We start from the raw sequence: 15625 nt of genomic DNA, 5'->3' as shown, positions 1-15625 counted from the left end.
AAAGGCGGGCGTCGTCAAAGGATCGTGCCGGGATTCAGGATGCCGTCCGGATCGAGGGCGGTCTTGACCCTCCGGGTCAGCTCCATGACGTCCGGGCCGAGCTGGTCGGGCAGAGCGCTCTTCTTGGTCGTCCCGACGCCGTGCTCGCCGGTGATGGTGCCGCCGAGCTTGATCGCCGCGGCCATGACGGCGGCGAAGGCCTCGGCGGCCCGCTGCGTGGAGTCAGGGTCCTTCTCGTCGAACACGATGATCGGGTGGGTGTTGCCGTCGCCGGCGTGCGCGACGACAGGGATCTCGATGTCGTGCTCGACCGCGATGGCGGTGATCGCCGCGAGCAGGTCGGGCAGCAGCGGGATTGGCGCGCCGACGTCCTCGAGCATCAACGTGCCGCGCGCACCGATGGCGGGGAACGCCTGCCGACGGGCCTCGACGAACATCTCGCCCTCGTCGGGGTCGTCGGTGACGAACACGTCGGTGGCACCCGAGGCAGTGCAGGCGGCCTGCATCGTGGCGACCTCCTCGCCGCGCGCACCGGCGGGAGCATCCGACTGGGCCAGGAGCAACGCGCCGGCCGTCCGGTCCAGCCCCATCGTGCGGAAGTCCTCCACTGCGTTGATGGACGCCTGGTCCATCAGCTCGAGCATCGACGGCCGCAGCTCCCGCCGCACCGCCACGACGGCGCGCGCCGCGGCATCGACGTCAGGGAAGGTCGCCACCATCGTCGAGCGCGCGGACTGCGCCGGGACCAGCCGCAGGATGGCCCGGGTGACGATGCCGAGCGTGCCCTCACTGCCCACGAACAGCTTGAGCAGACTCAGCCCCGCCACGTCCTTGATGCGCTTGCCGCCGAGAGTCACCAGGGTGCCGTCGGCGAGCACGACGTCGAGGCCGAGCACATAGTCGGTGGTGACGCCGTACTTGACGCAGCACAACCCGCCGGCGTTGGTCGCGATGTTGCCGCCGATGGAGCAGATCTCGTAGGACGACGGGTCTGGCGGGTACCACAGGCCGTGCTCGGCGGCAGCGACCTTCACGTCGCGGTTGAACGCACCCGGTTCGACCACGGCCACCTGGCACTCGGTGTCGATCTCGACCGTGCTCATCCGTTCGAGGCTGAGGACGATGCCCCCGTCGACGGCGCCCGACCCACCCGACAGTCCGCTGCCGGCGCCGCGCGGCACAACCGGCACGCCGTGTCGAGCCGCCCACCGTACGGTCGCCTGCACCTGGCCGGCGTCCTCGACGCGCACGACCGCGAGAGGCGTGCCCGCGTTCGGGTCGCGGGACCAGTCGAAGCGGTATCCCTCGACGACGTCCGGGTCGGTGACCACGACGGATTCCGGCAGCGCCTCGCGAAGCTCAGTCAGCGCGTCCATCGGTCACCCCTCGTCTCAGCTCTGTGAAGCCTGGCTCACCTTGTCGACGGCGGTCCGGGCGATCGACTCAAACTTACCGCCGCCCAGCCCGGAACCCAGACCGTAGTTGCCCAGCAGGACGACGTTCTGGTCGACCCTCACCACCACGAGCGACATGGCGATCTCGAAGTCCACCGAGCTCTCGATCGCACCGAGCTGGACGGCGATCGAGTCGTCGCCCAGATCGGGGAAGGTCATCGGGGCGACCGTGAACTCGGTGACGACCCCTTCGGAGTCCTTGGTCTGGAACTCCTTGCAGCTGGCGAACGCCTCGCGCAGCGTCGCCATCGACTTCTTGATCGTCGACCCTTCGAACGACGTGACCTGCTCCTCGATGAACGGGCCGGCGTCGCCCTCCTTGAACCCGACCTGTCCCTCGCCGAACGGCTTCCCCCTGTTCTCGTCGTTCAGGGCCGACAACAGGTCCCGGCACTGCTTCGTGCCCTGGGTGACATCGTCGGTACTGCCTTCCTCGTCGAGTGCCAGGTCAGGATCCTTGGAAAAGCCGGACGGCAGGTCGTCGATCGTGAGCAACGCCTTCTTGATCTGGGTCTCACTGAGCGGATCCGCGGTGGCGGTCTGGTCCGGACCCGCACTTGCTCCACATCCGCCGAGCAGAAGGCAGCAGGCGGCGGCGATCGCGATGGGGCTCCCGGGCATCGGCATGAACTCAGCCGCGCCGCAGCTCGAGGAAGATGCTGGGGCCGAAGTCGCGGGCGGCGAGACGACGCTGAGCGACCTTCTCCGCGGCGAGCATGACCCCGTTCGGCAGCACCTTCTTGAGCTTCTCGCTGCGCAGGTTCGAGACCGACAGCTTGTCGACGAGCGTGAGCCTGGCGGACGCGAGCTGGCTGACGACGGTGTCGATGTTGTGGTTGACGAACGCGATTGCGTCGGGCTCGTCGGCGGGCGCCGTGCGGATGCTCACCGGTTCGGTCGGCAACGGCTTGCCCTCCTTCTTGTAGCGGCGGCGGTTCTTGAAGTGCCCGTAGTTGGCCACCTCGATCAGCGCCGTGCCGCCGGGCTTCAGCACACGGGCGATCTCGGCGAACTCCGTGCTGGGCTCGGGGATGTGGTGCATGACGCGCACCATCGTGATCAGGTCGAGTGACGCGGCATCGAACTGGAGGTCGTCGGCCTGCATCTGCACCTGGTCGATGTCGGTGCCGGCGAGGACTGTCTTCGCAGCCTCGAGCTGGGTCAGGCTCGGCTCGGCCAGGGTGACGTGGTCGGCGTACTCGCGCAGCAGCAGGCAGAGGCGCCCGAATCCGCCCCCGATGTCGGCGGCCTCACCGAAGCGACGACCGTCGAGCAGGCGCCGGATGGCAATCTCCTCGGCCGCGTGCTCGTAGTCGCGGTTGTCCCAGTACTTCGTGTAGTCGTAGCCACGGTCGTACTGGTCGGCGACCTTCTTGGCAGGCTTGTCGTCACTCACTCGGTCACCCTAACGCGGGGGTCTCGGACGGACTCAGTCGAATGTACGGGGCCGGAACTCGGGCTCCGTCCGGCTCGTGCCGGCCTTGCGGGCCATCTTCGCATTGGCCGAGCGGAGCATCTGGATTTGGTACTGACGTTCGCGCGCGAATGCGCCGCGCAGGCCACCGCGACGCGATTGGTTGAGCAGCTTCTTGGACGCCGACACCGAGTCTGGTGAGCGCGCGACCAGGGCGTCGACGAGCTCGAGCGCCGGCTTCATCGGGTCGTCGGCCACGCCGGTCGCGAGGCCGTACTCGACCGCCTGCTCGCCGGAGAACACCTCCCCCGTCATCACCAGACGCTTGGCCACGTCCGCCGTCGTCAGCTCAGCCAGCGGAACGGTGCCGCTCATGTCCGGGACGAGTCCCCACTTGGCCTCGAGGACCGACCATTGGCAGTCGGGCGTCGTGAACCGGAAGTCGGCGGCCAGGGCGAGCTGGATGCCGGCACCGAACACGTGTCCCCGGGTGACGGCTACAACCGGGATCGGCAGATCGCGCCAGGCCCAGAGCGCCTGCTGGAAGAGGTTCGTGCCGCGGAGCGGATTCGGAACGAAGAACCGCGCGAGCTGCGCCTTGCTGCTCTTGCCGACCTCGGCGAAGTCGAGTCCCGCGCAGAACGAGTCGCCCTTGCCCTGGAGGACAACGACCCGGAGGTCGCGATTGCGCCGGATCTCGGCGGCCGAGTCGAGGAGGCCCCGCAGCATGTCGAGCTCGACGCCGTTGAGCTTGTCCGGCCGGTTCAGCCATACGTACGCGACGGGTCCGTCGATCTCGGTGATCACACGAGGTTCGGTCATGGCGCAAGGTTACGGCTGGGCAGCTGCGGCGGGGATCAGTGACCTGGTGACGACACCCGATCGAGGAGGAGCTCGACCGCGCCGCTGACATCGGTCGACACCAGGGGAGCGTCGAAGCCGAACCGAAGGCTTATCTCGTGCGGCCACGCCGGAAGTGCTCGCACCACGAAGGTCGCACCGTCGAGCTTGTCGAGCGCCCGCCGAAGCGGCGGGCTGTCCGGGGGATGTCCCCACGTCAGTAGGACGTCGGGCCGCAGCTCGGTGACCAAGGACCCAACCATGCGACTGCTCACCTCCGGGCCCACGGCGCGGGTGAACACCCCGGCCTGCGACAGCGCTGCCTCGACGGCGAACAGCGCGAGTGCCTCGGACTGTGGAATGCCCCGTGCGATCAGCACGTTCGTCTTGCCGGTCTCGGGGAGGCGCTCGGCGATGACGCGCTCGCGCAGCTCCGCGACGAGAACCGAGATCGCGGAGGCTTCGGAGTCGGCAGGCAACGTGCCGGCCGAACCCTCGCCGGACATCCGGACCAGGGCCGGCGAGAGGACGTCGCGCCACGTGTCGATCACTCGACCGCTCCTCAGCAGGCCGGCGACCAGCTGGCTGAGCCGGTCCAGAGCCCCAGTGACGACGGCCGCCATCACGGCGTCGACGAGATCCTCGGGGGGCAGATGGGCAGCTTCGCGACCCAGGCCGTCGCTGAGGGCGAGATCGAGCTGGTCGCGATCAAGAGTACGAGCCACCCGAGCCGCGTCCTGGGCCGAGACGCCCCGGGACACCAGTCGGCGCATCAGCTCCACGCGGTCGATGTCGCGCTCGGTGTAGCGGCGATGGCCGCCCTGGGTACGGAAGCTGGGGCCGACGCCGTAACGGCGCTCCCAGGTGCGGAGCGTGGAGGCGGTGATCTGCAGACGGTTCGATACAGCTCCCACGCCCCACGTGAGGTCCGAGCCTGCATCCGAGTCGCCGAAGACGGCTGCCGTGGCTTGGCGCGCAGCATCATGCTCCTCGCTGGGGGGCACCGGCCTGGACACGGACCCGGCCTCCCTCCCCTGCTGCGCGGTCACGGCGTTAGTCTAAATCTTGTTCAGACTCTTGCCACAGTGTCCGCAATATGGATAGGTTTTGAACAAGTTGTTGTTGGGGGTGTGTGTTCCGTGGTGAACATCAAACGGCTACCGATGCCGATCATGGAGTCGTACGACTGGCAGTACCAGGGGGCCTGTCGTCAGGTCGATCCCGATGCCTTCTTTTCACCAGAGGCTGAGCGCGGCATGCGTCGGCAGCGTCGGGAGGAAGCCGCCAAGGCACTCTGTGCCCGGTGCCCCGTCATCGAGCAGTGCCGTGAGCACGCCCTCGCCGTCCAGGAGCCATACGGGGTTTGGGGCGGCCTGAGCGAGTCCGAGCGCCAGCAGCTGCTCCACCCGAGCCGAGCCGCCTGAGGCTCTCCCGCTCATTGGGCCGGAATCAGTGCGGGGACCACGCGTCCTCGTCGACCGTGCGGGCCACGACGTCGTCGGGCAGTGACCCCGATGCCAGTGACGCGATCGTGACAGTCTCGAAGACCGAGCGGAGGCTGCTTCGCGCGGCGACCCACACGGTCTGCAGCACCTTGGCCGACTCGTTGTAGGTGACGGCCTCCGGTCGGACGCCATAGACGCTGAGCAGGGGCCCGTCGACGGCACGGATGACATCGGCCACGCTCACGTCGGCGGGATCGGCGGCCATCCGCCACCCGCCCGACTGCCCTCGTTGGCTTGCCACGAGACCGGCACGCCGCAGGTCGGCGAGGATCGACTGCAGGAACCCGCGAGGGATGTCCTGGGTCGCCGCCACCTGCTCGGCCGAGACGACATCGCCATGGCGCGTGATCTCGATGAGCGCCCGAAGGGCGTAGTCGGACTTCGTCGAGACGCGCATGACGCCGAGTATCCCCCCAATCGATGTCGGTGGGGTACTCGGCGTCATGCGTCTTGACGGTCGACCAGCGCGGTCAGGACCGCGCGGGGACGGCCTCCGTATCGCGCCGCACAGTGCGCTCGGCCTGCACGGCGGTCACGATCAGCGAGATCCAGGCCACGGCGAGCACGGCCACGATCGACCAGACGGTCGTCGAGTCCTTCTCCAGACCGATCAGCGAGCTCTCGAGCACGGTCTTGACGTTCGTGATGATGATGAGGCCACCGGCCGCCGTGCCCAGGACACGGGCCGGGAGGTGCCGCACCAGGTAGGCAGCCACGGGGGCGGCGACCACGCCGCCGGCCAGGAGCGCGCCGGCCCAGGCCAGGTTGATGCCGGACGAACCGAGCGCAAACAGGAAGCCGAGGGACGCACCGACCGCCACGACGAACTCTGCGGTGTCGATGGAACCGACCACCTTGCGCGGCTCGAGACGTCCCGACGCCAACAGGCTGGTGGTGCCGACGGGACCCCAGCCGCCACCTCCGATGGCGTCCATCGTGCCCGCGACGGCCGCGAGCGGCACGAGGAAGCGCGCCTTGACGCGGCCACGGAAGCTCGGCCTGCGGCCACCGAGCTTGAGAAAGCGGTACACCACATAGACGCCGAGTGAGAGGAGGAGCAGGGCCACCCACGGCTTGGCCTCGTCGCCGGGAAGGCTCGACAGCAGCGTGGCGCCCAGGAAGGCGAACACACCGCCGGGGATCGCCATGATGCTGACGACGCGCCAGTCGATGTTGCCGAAGCGCCAGTGCGCCGCTCCCGACACCAGCGTGGTGCCGACCTCGGACAGGTGGACGGCAGCCGAGGCAGCCGCCGGAGCGATGCCGGTCGCCAGGAGAAGGGACGACGAGGTGACGCCATAGGCCATGCCCAGCGAGCCGTCGACGAGCTGGGCGAACAAGCCCACGACGGCCAGGACGATGAGGTTGCGCATCAGATCCACTTTCTCAACTAAGTACAGTGACTAACTAGACAATAGCACAGCGAGCTGCGCGGTCAAGTTTCGGAATCTGCCCACGGATTGGGGCTGCTAACCCATTCGGAGCTAGGCTTCGGACAGTTGTCCATTTCAGGTCGCTTGAGGGAGCGACTTGGGGGAGGGGACTGCTATGGGGGGCAGACGAGCGCGGAGACGATCTTCGCGAGGCGTTCTGGTGACGCTGGTCGCGTTGGGTGTCTTGCTGGCTGCTGGTGGGATCAGCTGGGCACTGACATCCGGGGAAGACCCGGAGGCACCGGCCACCGAGTCGACCGGCCGGACGGCCGACGAGGCCGCGGCCGTCGACGCATGCGTCACGGAAGTGGACGCTGCGGACAAGGTGGCTGCGGCTGCCGGAAAGGGAGTCGGGCACTGGACCGAGCACGTCCAGGCGCAGACCGACAAGGTGTCCGGGAAGAACACGGAGGAGGAGACGGCGGCGATCTGGAAACGGACCCGCCTGGCCGGACCCGGCGATCAGAAGGCCCACGGAGCAGCGGTGGCCGCGTTCGACGACGTGAAGGGTGCCTGTGACAAGGTCCCTGACGAAGCAGCAGACGCGGACGGCTGCATGGAGCGCATCGACGCCCTGGGCCCGGTCATGGCGTCCGGGAAGAAGGCCATGGGCGACTGGGCGTCCCACCTGAAGGCGATGGCCGACCACAAGGCCGGCAAGTTCAGCTCCGCTCACGCCCAGATGATGTGGGAGGCCGCCTCCAAGGCCGCACCCCCCAACATCAACGCCCACAAGGCGGCGGCAACCGAGCTCGACGATGCGCCCCCCTGCCCATGACGGGACTCCAGGTGTAGTGGCCGATGACGCGACATCAGACCGCTCCGCGCGCCACCGGCGGAGCTACAGCGCCGAGGTCCGACAGGACCTGGTTGCGCAGGTCGAGTCCGGGATTCCGGCGAGCCGCGTCGCTCAGCTGTCCGGAGTCCCCCCGAGCACTTTGCGGCGGTGGGTCCGCCAGCATCGCGCCGAGTCAGAGTCGCCCGCGGTAGCCGGCGAGACGCACGAACAGTCGGAACCGCCGAGAGTCGCTGAGCCGCGCCGGGATGTCCGAGCGCATCACGGCCCCGACGAGCTCTTCCCGTGGCTTGCGCGGTTCCCGATGTCGACCCGGATGGGGGTGGTGGCCGCGACCTGGAGCGTCTCGGTCCTGGTGGCATTGTTTGTCACGCCGTCAGATGGGGTCCGGGGTGGCGCGACCGTGGTGCATCTGCTGTCACTCGCCGTCGGATTCGGTGCCGTCGTCATGATCGACTGGCATGGGCTGCTCTGGCTCGCCAGGCGGCGCGGCCTCGCCGAGTCAACGAGGCTGGCGGCAGCCGCCGGGCCTCTGATCTGGGCCGGTTGGGGCGGGCTCCTGGCCAGTGGGTCGTTTCTCGACCCTGACTTCACCAGCGTGCGCACCTGGGTCAAGCTGCTGGTCGTCCTGGCCATCGGGCTCAACGGCGCCGCGGTCTCCACGATCGCCGACGTCCTGCGAGTGCTCCCACCCTCGGTGTCCCCGAAGGACGTCCCGGCGAGCCTGCGGTTCCGGATCGCCGCCTCGACGGTCACATCTCAGGTCGGATGGTGGTCAGCCATCGTGATCGGGTTCATGGCGGCGCTATAGCCGCCGTAGCTGTTGGGTGCGCGAGGGGGGATTTGAACCCCCACGCCCTTGCGGACACTGGCACCTGAAGCCAGCGCGTCTGCCATTCCGCCACTCGCGCATGATCCCCGCAGGGACCGGTGGACGAGTCTAACAGGGCTGAACCGGCCGGATTCCGCCGATCGGCAGGCACACGACAGGGTCTTCATCCGACCGCCCGATACGATCGCAGGGAGCCTGCAAGCGACGGTGCGATGCGACCTGTTCTGACACCCATGGGGAGGTGGACGCGATGGCCGGGGTGCTCCAGCGATTCGAGCAACGCCTCGAGACGGCAGTGACCGGTGCGTTCGCCCGCGCGTTCCGCAGTGCCGTGCAGCCGGTCGAGATCGCCGCAGCGCTCCAGCGCGAGGTCGACAACTCTGCCCACATCCTGTCCCGCGACCGGATGCTCGTGCCCAACGACTTCACCGTGGAGCTGTCGCAGCCCGACCACGAACGGCTCTCGCAGTTCAGCGACACACTCTCGACCGAGCTCGCGCGGCTCGTCGACGAGCACGTCAGGGAGCAGCGCTACACCCTCGCCGGCCCGCTGAGCATCAGCTTCAGCGAGAGCAGCGACCTCAGCACCGGACGGTTCCGGGTACGCAGCCGCACCAACGCCTCGGTCACACCGGTGTCCGGTCAGCGGATGACGGAGACCACGATCCGCTCGTCGGACGTGCTCCTCGAGATCAACGGCATGCAGCACCCGCTCACGCCTCCGGGCGTCGTCATCGGCCGCGGCAAAGAGGCCCAGCTGCGCATCGACGACCCCGGAATCTCGCGGCAGCACGCCAAGATTTCGCTGAAGGAGTCAGAAGGGGGCACGATCGTCACCGTGTCTGACCTCGGTTCCACCAACGGCGTGATCCTCAACGGCAACCGTGTCGACTCGGCCCCGGTCCGCGACGGGTCCGAGATCCTGCTCGGCAACACCAGCGTCGTCATTCGCATCGCCGCACAGGCGGCAGATCAGAACAGCGACGGTGCCTGAATGTCCGAACTCACCCTGACGCTGATCAAGCTCGGCTTCCTCGCCGTGCTGTGGTTGTTCGTGCTGTCGGCGGTGTCGGTCATCCGGTCCGACGTCTTCGGCACCAAGGCGCCCACGGCCACGGCGCGGCCCCAGGCCAGGGAAAAGCCGAAATCGAAGTCCAAGGACAAGCCGGCAGCCAAGACACGCAAGCCCACCCGCGGTGTACCCACCAAGCTCCAAGTCGTCTCCGGACCCAACTCGGGCCAGAGCGTCCCCCTCAGCGACCAGCCGATCCTGCTCGGACGTGGCACCGACGCGGCCATCCGTCTCGACGACGACTACGTGTCCACCCGGCACGCCCGGTTCGCAACCAACGGTGAGCAGTGGTTCGTCGAGGACGTCGGCTCCACCAATGGCACCTACCTCGGCAGCCAGCGCATCACCAGCCCGGTCCCGGTCGGCATCGGCATCCAGGTCCGCCTCGGCAAGACCGTCGTCGAGCTGCGGAAGTGATCGATGACCTCCCTGACTCTTCGTTACGTCGCGCTCACCGACACCGGCCTGCGTCGCAGCAACAACCAGGACTCCGGCTACGCCAGCGGACGCCTCATCGCCGTCGCCGACGGCATGGGGGGTGCCGCTGCGGGTGACCTCGCGTCCGCCGAGACGATGAACATCATCCGTCAGCTCGACCGGCAGCTGGACGACGTCGACCCGCTCAGCGCGCTCGAGAAGGCGGTACGAACCGCCAACCAGCACCTCGGCGAGCTCGTCACCGCCGACCCTGCCGTCGAGGGCATGGGCACGACGCTGGAAGCGATGCTCTGGGACGGTCAGCGCTTCGCGACCGCCCACATCGGTGACTCCCGTTCCTACCTGTATCGCGACGGGACGCTGACCCAGATCAGCAGCGACCACACGTTCGTGCAGAGCCTCGTCGACGAGGGCAAGCTCTCCCCGGAGGAGGCGCGGGGGCACCCGCACCGATCGCTGCTGCTGCGCGTGATGCTCGGTCGCGACGACAACGAGCCCGATCTCGACCATGTAGAGGGCCGGCTCGGCGACCGCTTCCTGCTCTGCAGCGACGGCCTCACCGACATGGTCGACGACCCGGAGATCGCCGAGGCGATGGGTGCCGAGACGATCGACATGGCGGCCACCGAGCTCGTGCGACTCGCGCTCGAGGGCGGCGGGTTCGACAACGTCACCGTCGTCATCGGCGAGCTGGTCGACTCCAGCGAGGAGCTCGATCAGCACCTGTCGTCATCGGACGGACAGCCGCAACTCGTCGGAGCCGCCGCCGGTGGCGCCCGCCAACGCACCGGCCACGAAGCCGGCCACGATGAGGCCGGCCAACCCGACGATGCGCCCGTGGCCGTCGACCCCGAAGAGCTGCGCTACGCACCGCGGCCGCCGAGCCGCTGGCGCTGGATCCGACGCACGATGGCGCTCGTCCTCGTCATCGGGGCACTCGTCGGCGGCGGCATCATCGGCTACCAGTGGACGCAGGGGCAGTACTTCGTCTCGGCGCACGAGGGTCAGGTCACCGTCTTCCGCGGCGTGCAGGCCGACATCCCGGGCATCTCGCTGCAGCACGTCGAGAACGTCACCGAGATCGGCCTTGACTCCTTGCCGGAGTTCCGCCGCCAGCAGGTCACCGCCGGCATCGAGGCATCCAGCCGCGCCGATGCCGACCGCATCGTCGCCGAGCTCGACGACTCCGTCATCGAGAAGCCGAGCCCGGAGCCGTCTCCGTCCGACGACAAGTCGCCGGACCAGGACAAGGCATGAGCAGCCAGCCGACGTGGGTGCCCCGCAAGCGCCGAGGTGCGGAGTTCTTCCTCACGATCCTTGCGGTCGTGATCGGTATCGCGGCCTACTGCGCGGTGGGCCTCGGCACGAAGGGCACCATCCCGGCCGGCGTCGCCAAGCTGGCGGCCGCCCTGATCGTCTTCGCGGTCATCGCCCACCTCGTGGTGCGCCGCGTGGCGCCGTACGCCGACCCAGTGCTGTTGCCGCTGGTCATCTGTATCAACGGCCTCGGGCTGGCGATGATCTACCGGATCGACCTCGGCCGCACCCAGATCGACTCGGCCCGTCAAGAGTTCGCGAACTCCCAGCTGATCTGGACGGTTATCGGCATCGCGGCGTTCGCCGGCGTGCTGTTCGTCGTGCGCGACCACCGTCGCCTGCAGACCTACACCTACACCTTCGGATTCGTCGCCATCGCGCTGCTGATCCTGCCGCTGCTCCCGGTCATCGGCCGCACCATCAACGGCGCGCGTATCTGGATCAATCTCGGGCCGTTCAGCTTCCAGCCGGGCGAGGCGGCCAAGATCTGCCTCGCGATCTTCTTCGCCGGCTACCTCGTGGTCAAGCGCGACGCCCTGGCGCTGGCAGGTCGCCGCTTCGCCGGCATCGACCTCCCGCGCGGTCGCGACCTCGGACCGATCCTGGCAGGCTGGCTGGTCAGCGTCGCCATCCTCGTCTTCCAGCGCGATCTCGGCTCGTCGCTGCTGTTCTTCGGCTTGTTCGTGGTGATGCTCTACGTCGCTACCGAACGTCCGGGCTGGCTGGTGGTGGGCGGCCTGCTGTTCGGCGCCGGCGCCTGGTTCGGCTACCTCGTGTTCTCGCACGTGCAAGTGCGCTTCCAGGCCTGGCTCGACCCGTTCGCCGACCCCGACCGCAACGGCCAGATCATCAACGGCCTGTTCGGCCTGGCGCACGGAGGCATCCTCGGACGCGGATGGGGGCAGGGCAGTCCGCAGCTGACGCCGTTCTCGTACTCGGACTTCATCGCCACCTCGATGGGTGAGGAGCTCGGGCTCACCGGCCTGATGGCGATCCTGCTCATCTACGGACTGATCGTCGAGCGTGGCCTGCGCATCGCCCTGACCTGCCGCGACGCGTTCGGCAAGCTGCTCGCGGCCGGACTCGCGTTCTCGTTGGCGCTGCAGGTGTTCGTCGTCATCGGCGGCGTCACTCGCCTCATCCCGCTGACCGGGCTGACCACGCCGTTCATGGCGCAGGGCGGGTCGTCGGTGGTCATGAACTGGGCGATCATCGCCCTGCTGCTGCGCATCAGCGACCAAACACGTCGCCCCGCCCCCGAGATCGCCACCTTCGACAGCGACGAGGAGACCCAGGTGGTGAAGCTCTCGTGAACAAGCCCATCCGCTCTCTCGCCATCGCCTGCCTGGTGATGTTCGTGGCGCTGCTTGCGAACGCCAACTACGTCCAGTTCGTCGAGGCCGACAGCCTCAACGCCAAGAACGGCAACAAGCGCGTCATCAACGAAGAGTTCTCCCGCGACCGCGGCGCCATCCTCGTCGGCGATGACCCGGTGGCCGAGAGCGTCAGGAGCAAGGACGAGTACAAGTACCAGCGCCGCTACACCGACGGCAAGTTGTTTGCTCCTGTCACCGGCTACTTCTCCTACATCTTCGGACGCGGTGCGCTCGAGAACTCCCAGAACCGGGTGCTGTCCGGCAGCGACAACCGGCTGTTCGTCAACCGCGTCGTCGATCTGCTGTCCAGCAAGCAGCCCAAGGGCGGCAGCGTCGAGACGACCCTCGACGCGCGGGCCCAGAAGGTCGCCGCCAGCGGGCTCCAGGCGCTCGGCGAGAACACCAAGGGCGCCGTGGTGGCACTCGATCCGAGCACCGGCGCCGTCCTGGCGATGGTCACGCAGCCGTCGTACAACCCCAACGTGCTGGCCAGCCACGACTTCAGTGCGGTCGCCGACGACTGGCAGCGGCTGACCACCGACCGGAACCAGCCGATGCTCAACCGCGCCAGCCAGCAGACCCTGCCGCCGGGGTCGACGTTCAAGCTGGTCACTGCAGCCGCAGCCCTCGAGAATCTCGACATCAAGCCCGACGACAAGGTCAAGGCCGGACGCACCCTGGGATTCCCCGGCGGCATCACGTACAAGCTCACCAACAGCGACGACGGCAACTGCGGCGGCGAAAGGATCACCTTCGAGCGCGCGCTCAACGTCTCGTGCAACGTCAGCTTCGGCTCGCTCGCCGTCAGGGTCGGCCAGTCCGACATGGACGCCCAGGCCCGCAAGTTCGGCTTCGGCACCGACCCCCTTGTCGGTCTCGCGACTTACCCGAGCCGCTTCACCGCCGAGGGAACCGACCTCGAGGCACCACAGCTCGCCCAGTCCGGCATCGGGCAGTTCGAGGTGGCCGCGACGCCGCTGCAGATGGCGATGGTCGCCGGCGGCATCGCGAACGGCGGCGACGTGATGAAGCCCTACATCGTCAAGACCATGCGCGCACCGAATCTGCGCGTCCTCGACGAGACCGAGCCGGAGCGGTTGAGCCAGGCCATGAGCTCGGCCAACGCCTCGCAGCTCTCGTCGATGATGGTGAGCACCGTCGAGAGCGGCACGGCGACGTCGGCCCGCATCCCCGGCGTCGACGTCGGTGGCAAGACCGGCACCGCGCAGTCCACCCCGGACCGCCCCCCGTATGCCTGGTTCGTCTCGATGGCGCCGGCCGACGATCCGAAGGTGGCCGTCGCGGTCGTCGTCGAGTCGAGCAACACCACTCGCAGCGAGATCGCAGGTGGTCGTCTGGCCGGCCCGATCGCTCGCTCCGTCATGGAAGCGGTGCTCGGGAAGTGATCCTGAACCACGTACATCAACCCTCTGGGAGACTGAAATCATGACCGAAACCGGCGACGGAACCATTCGCCTGGGCGACCGCTACGAGCTTGGCGGTCTGCTGGGTCGGGGAGGGATGGCCGATGTGCGCATCGGCCAGGACCTGCGTCTCGGACGCACGGTGGCTGTCAAGCAGCTGCGGCCCGACCTCTCGGCCGACGACACGTTCCAGGCACGTTTCCGTCGCGAGGCCCAGTCCTCGGCGGCGCTCAACCACCCGGCCATCGTGGCGGTCTACGACACCGGTGAGTCCACCGACATCCACGAAAACCACATCCCGTACATCGTCATGGAGTTCGTGGAGGGCCAGACGCTGCGCGAGATCATGCAGGACGACGAGCGCAAGATCATGCCCGAGCGTGCGATGTCCATCACCGCCGACGTCCTGAGCGCCCTCGACTACAGCCATCGCAGCGGCATCATCCACCGCGACATCAAGCCCGCCAACGTCATGCTGACTCCGGCCGGCCAGGTCAAGGTCATGGACTTCGGCATCGCCCGCGCGATCGCCGACTCCTCCTCAGCGATGACCCAGACCGCTGCTGTGATCGGCACCGCCCAGTACCTCTCCCCCGAGCAGGCCCGCGGCGAGACCGTCGACGCCCGCTCCGACATCTACTCCACCGGTTGCCTGCTCTACGAGCTCCTCACCGGCCGTCCGCCGTTCATCGGCGACAGCCCGGTCTCCGTGGCCTACCAGCACGTGCGCGAGGATGCCCGGCCGCCGTCGCAGCTCAATCCCGACGTCACCAGCACGGTCGACAACATCGTCGCCAAGGCACTCGCCAAGCGCACCGAGGATCGCTACCAGAGCGCTGCCGAGATGCGGCGCGACATCGAGCGCGCGATCGCCGGTCACGAGATCGGCGCACCGGAGGGCACGCGCGCCATGAGCAACACCGCCGTCGGGGCGCTGGCCGGCCTGGGCGGCGGGCTCGCCGCCACGCAGACCGGGCAACAGCCCGTCGCCGACGACGAGGACGAGGAGCCGAAGGAGAACCGGCGCGCCATGTGGTGGCTGCTCGGGATCCTGGGTGTCCTGCTGCTCGGCGCGCTCGCGTACGGCATCTACCAGGCGACGCAACCCGAGGAGGTTCCCCAGGTCGAGGTGCCCTCGGTCACCGGGAAGGAATTCCAGGTGGCTCAACGCGAGCTGGAGAACAAGGGGTTCTCGGTCGCCGACCCGATCGAGAAGACCAGCGCCAAGGTGCCCGAGGGTGATGTCATCTCCCAGGACCCCGAGGCGGGTTCCCAGGAGGACAAGGGCGCGGAGGTCACGCTCACCGTGTCCACCGGGCCCGACCAGGTCACCATCCCGCGGCTGGGCGGCTTCAAGTACGGCGAGGCGAAGGACCTGCTCGAGAGCGATCAGTACGGCCTCAAGGTCAAGAAGCAGGAGCAGGACAACCCTGCCCCCGAGAACGAGGTCATCAACAGCAACCCGCCCGAGGGCACCGAGGTCAACAAGGGCTCCACGGTCACGCTGCTGGTCTCTGCAGGCCAGGCGACGGTGCCCAACGTCGTGGGCATGGACGTCAAAGACGCCGAGAAGGCCCTCAAGGACGCCGGCCTCGAGGCGTCGGTCACCGAGCAACCGTCGCCCCAGCCCGAGGGGATCGTCACGGCGCAGTCGCCGCCGCCCGGCCAGCAGCGGCCCCAAGGCTCCACAGTCGAGCTCACCGTCTCCAGCGGCCCCGAAGACG

16 protein-coding genes, 1 tRNA gene and 1 pseudogene are annotated in these 15625 nt (G+C 68.2%); 10 read left to right on the top strand and 8 right to left on the bottom strand.

The window, feature by feature from the left end:
* Positions 1-14: 14 nt before the first annotated feature.
* The 5 genes from ACRDPN_RS04435 to ACRDPN_RS04415 are packed head-to-tail and all read right to left on the bottom strand — an operon-like array spanning position 15 to position 4757.
* Entirely contained in the window at positions 15-1376 is a 1362-nt protein-coding gene (locus ACRDPN_RS04435) for an FAD-binding oxidoreductase (protein WP_431446140.1), read from the bottom strand.
* Positions 1377-1391: 15 nt separating this feature from the next.
* Positions 1392-2081: a hypothetical protein gene (locus ACRDPN_RS04430; protein ID WP_431446139.1), complete on the bottom strand. Its 690-nt coding sequence runs from the start codon at positions 2079-2081 to the stop codon at positions 1392-1394.
* A 4-nt stretch (positions 2082-2085) separates the two neighbouring features.
* A complete protein-coding gene (locus ACRDPN_RS04425) occupies positions 2086-2850 on the bottom strand; it encodes a class I SAM-dependent methyltransferase (RefSeq protein WP_431446138.1) in 765 nt (254 codons plus the stop codon).
* A 33-nt stretch (positions 2851-2883) separates the two neighbouring features.
* Positions 2884-3690, bottom strand: coding sequence for a crotonase/enoyl-CoA hydratase family protein (locus tag ACRDPN_RS04420; protein WP_431446136.1), 807 nt, complete (start codon positions 3688-3690; stop codon positions 2884-2886).
* Between the two features lie 35 nt (positions 3691-3725).
* Complete coding sequence (locus ACRDPN_RS04415; protein WP_431446135.1) at positions 3726-4757, bottom strand: MerR family transcriptional regulator; 1032 nt, start codon at positions 4755-4757, stop codon at positions 3726-3728.
* A gap of 90 nt (positions 4758-4847) precedes the next feature.
* On the opposite strand from ACRDPN_RS04415, the gene ACRDPN_RS04410 reads away from it, so the two are divergent.
* Complete coding sequence (locus ACRDPN_RS04410; protein ID WP_431446134.1) at positions 4848-5132, top strand: WhiB family transcriptional regulator; 285 nt, start codon at positions 4848-4850, stop codon at positions 5130-5132.
* A gap of 25 nt (positions 5133-5157) precedes the next feature.
* On the opposite strand, the gene ACRDPN_RS04405 is transcribed toward ACRDPN_RS04410, so the two are convergent.
* Both ACRDPN_RS04405 and ACRDPN_RS04400 read right to left on the bottom strand, forming a co-directional pair.
* The gene (locus ACRDPN_RS04405; RefSeq protein ID WP_431446133.1) at positions 5158-5610 is read right to left on the bottom strand and encodes an RrF2 family transcriptional regulator; all 453 of its coding nucleotides are present in this window, start codon (positions 5608-5610) and stop codon (positions 5158-5160) included.
* A gap of 73 nt (positions 5611-5683) precedes the next feature.
* The gene (locus ACRDPN_RS04400) at positions 5684-6586 is read right to left on the bottom strand and encodes a sulfite exporter TauE/SafE family protein (RefSeq protein WP_431446132.1); all 903 of its coding nucleotides are present in this window, start codon (positions 6584-6586) and stop codon (positions 5684-5686) included.
* 220 nt (positions 6587-6806) lie between these two features.
* On the opposite strand from ACRDPN_RS04400, the gene ACRDPN_RS04395 reads away from it, so the two are divergent.
* The 3 genes and pseudogenes from ACRDPN_RS04395 to ACRDPN_RS04385 all read left to right on the top strand — a co-directional run bounded on the left by ACRDPN_RS04395 (position 6807) and on the right by ACRDPN_RS04385 (position 8253).
* Positions 6807-7424, top strand: coding sequence for a hypothetical protein (locus ACRDPN_RS04395; RefSeq protein ID WP_431446131.1), 618 nt, complete (start codon positions 6807-6809; stop codon positions 7422-7424).
* Positions 7405-7650: pseudogene (locus ACRDPN_RS04390) on the top strand (transposase); the annotation flags it as partial. The gene ACRDPN_RS04395 and the pseudogene ACRDPN_RS04390, both read left to right, overlap by 20 nt.
* Positions 7651-7746: 96 nt before the next feature.
* Positions 7747-8253, top strand: a complete 507-nt coding sequence (locus ACRDPN_RS04385) for a hypothetical protein (protein ID WP_431446141.1) — start codon at positions 7747-7749, stop codon at positions 8251-8253.
* Positions 8254-8270: 17 nt separating this feature from the next.
* Here the strand turns inward: ACRDPN_RS04385 and ACRDPN_RS04380 are convergent.
* Positions 8271-8353 (bottom strand) — tRNA-Leu (locus tag ACRDPN_RS04380).
* 171 nt (positions 8354-8524) lie between these two features.
* Between ACRDPN_RS04380 and ACRDPN_RS04375 the strand changes: the two genes are divergently transcribed.
* From ACRDPN_RS04375 to pknB, 6 genes are all read left to right on the top strand, one after another.
* The gene (locus ACRDPN_RS04375) at positions 8525-9268 is read left to right on the top strand and encodes an FhaA domain-containing protein (protein WP_431446129.1); all 744 of its coding nucleotides are present in this window, start codon (positions 8525-8527) and stop codon (positions 9266-9268) included.
* Positions 9269-9763, top strand: a complete 495-nt coding sequence (locus ACRDPN_RS04370; RefSeq protein WP_431446128.1) for an FHA domain-containing protein FhaB/FipA — start codon at positions 9269-9271, stop codon at positions 9761-9763.
* A 3-nt stretch (positions 9764-9766) separates the two neighbouring features.
* The gene (locus ACRDPN_RS04365) at positions 9767-11041 is read left to right on the top strand and encodes a PP2C family protein-serine/threonine phosphatase (protein WP_431446126.1); all 1275 of its coding nucleotides are present in this window, start codon (positions 9767-9769) and stop codon (positions 11039-11041) included.
* Positions 11038-12414, top strand: a complete 1377-nt coding sequence (locus ACRDPN_RS04360; protein WP_431446125.1) for an FtsW/RodA/SpoVE family cell cycle protein — start codon at positions 11038-11040, stop codon at positions 12412-12414. The genes ACRDPN_RS04365 and ACRDPN_RS04360 overlap by 4 nt, the downstream gene beginning before the upstream one ends.
* Complete coding sequence (locus ACRDPN_RS04355) at positions 12411-13883, top strand: peptidoglycan D,D-transpeptidase FtsI family protein (protein WP_431446123.1); 1473 nt, start codon at positions 12411-12413, stop codon at positions 13881-13883. The genes ACRDPN_RS04360 and ACRDPN_RS04355 overlap by 4 nt, the downstream gene beginning before the upstream one ends.
* Positions 13884-13923: 40 nt before the next feature.
* On the top strand, positions 13924-15625 hold a 1702-nt coding region (gene pknB / locus ACRDPN_RS04350; RefSeq protein WP_431446122.1), incomplete at its 3' end, for a Stk1 family PASTA domain-containing Ser/Thr kinase.

Source organism: Aeromicrobium sp. (genome assembly GCF_050700635.1).
GTDB lineage: Bacteria > Actinomycetota > Actinomycetes > Propionibacteriales > Nocardioidaceae > Aeromicrobium.
Note: the sequence above shows the minus strand (reverse complement) of the source record. Positions and strands in the feature narration are given on the sequence as shown.

Excerpts from the sequence above, each read along its gene's own strand:
- ACRDPN_RS04435 (WP_431446140.1), bottom strand. The coding sequence starts at position 1,376 with ATGGACGCGCTGACTGAGCTTCGCGAGGCGCTGCCGGAATCCGTCGTG.
- ACRDPN_RS04430 (WP_431446139.1), bottom strand. The coding sequence starts at position 2,081 with ATGCCGATGCCCGGGAGCCCCATCGCGATCGCCGCCGCCTGCTGCCTT.
- ACRDPN_RS04420 (WP_431446136.1), bottom strand. The coding sequence starts at position 3,690 with ATGACCGAACCTCGTGTGATCACCGAGATCGACGGACCCGTCGCGTAC.
- ACRDPN_RS04405 (WP_431446133.1), bottom strand. The coding sequence starts at position 5,610 with ATGCGCGTCTCGACGAAGTCCGACTACGCCCTTCGGGCGCTCATCGAG.
- ACRDPN_RS04400 (WP_431446132.1), bottom strand. The coding sequence starts at position 6,586 with ATGCGCAACCTCATCGTCCTGGCCGTCGTGGGCTTGTTCGCCCAGCTC.
- ACRDPN_RS04385 (WP_431446141.1), top strand. The coding sequence starts at position 7,747 with ATGTCGACCCGGATGGGGGTGGTGGCCGCGACCTGGAGCGTCTCGGTC.
- ACRDPN_RS04375 (WP_431446129.1), top strand. The coding sequence starts at position 8,525 with ATGGCCGGGGTGCTCCAGCGATTCGAGCAACGCCTCGAGACGGCAGTG.
- ACRDPN_RS04370 (WP_431446128.1), top strand. The coding sequence starts at position 9,269 with ATGTCCGAACTCACCCTGACGCTGATCAAGCTCGGCTTCCTCGCCGTG.
- ACRDPN_RS04365 (WP_431446126.1), top strand. The coding sequence starts at position 9,767 with ATGACCTCCCTGACTCTTCGTTACGTCGCGCTCACCGACACCGGCCTG.
- ACRDPN_RS04360 (WP_431446125.1), top strand. The coding sequence starts at position 11,038 with ATGAGCAGCCAGCCGACGTGGGTGCCCCGCAAGCGCCGAGGTGCGGAG.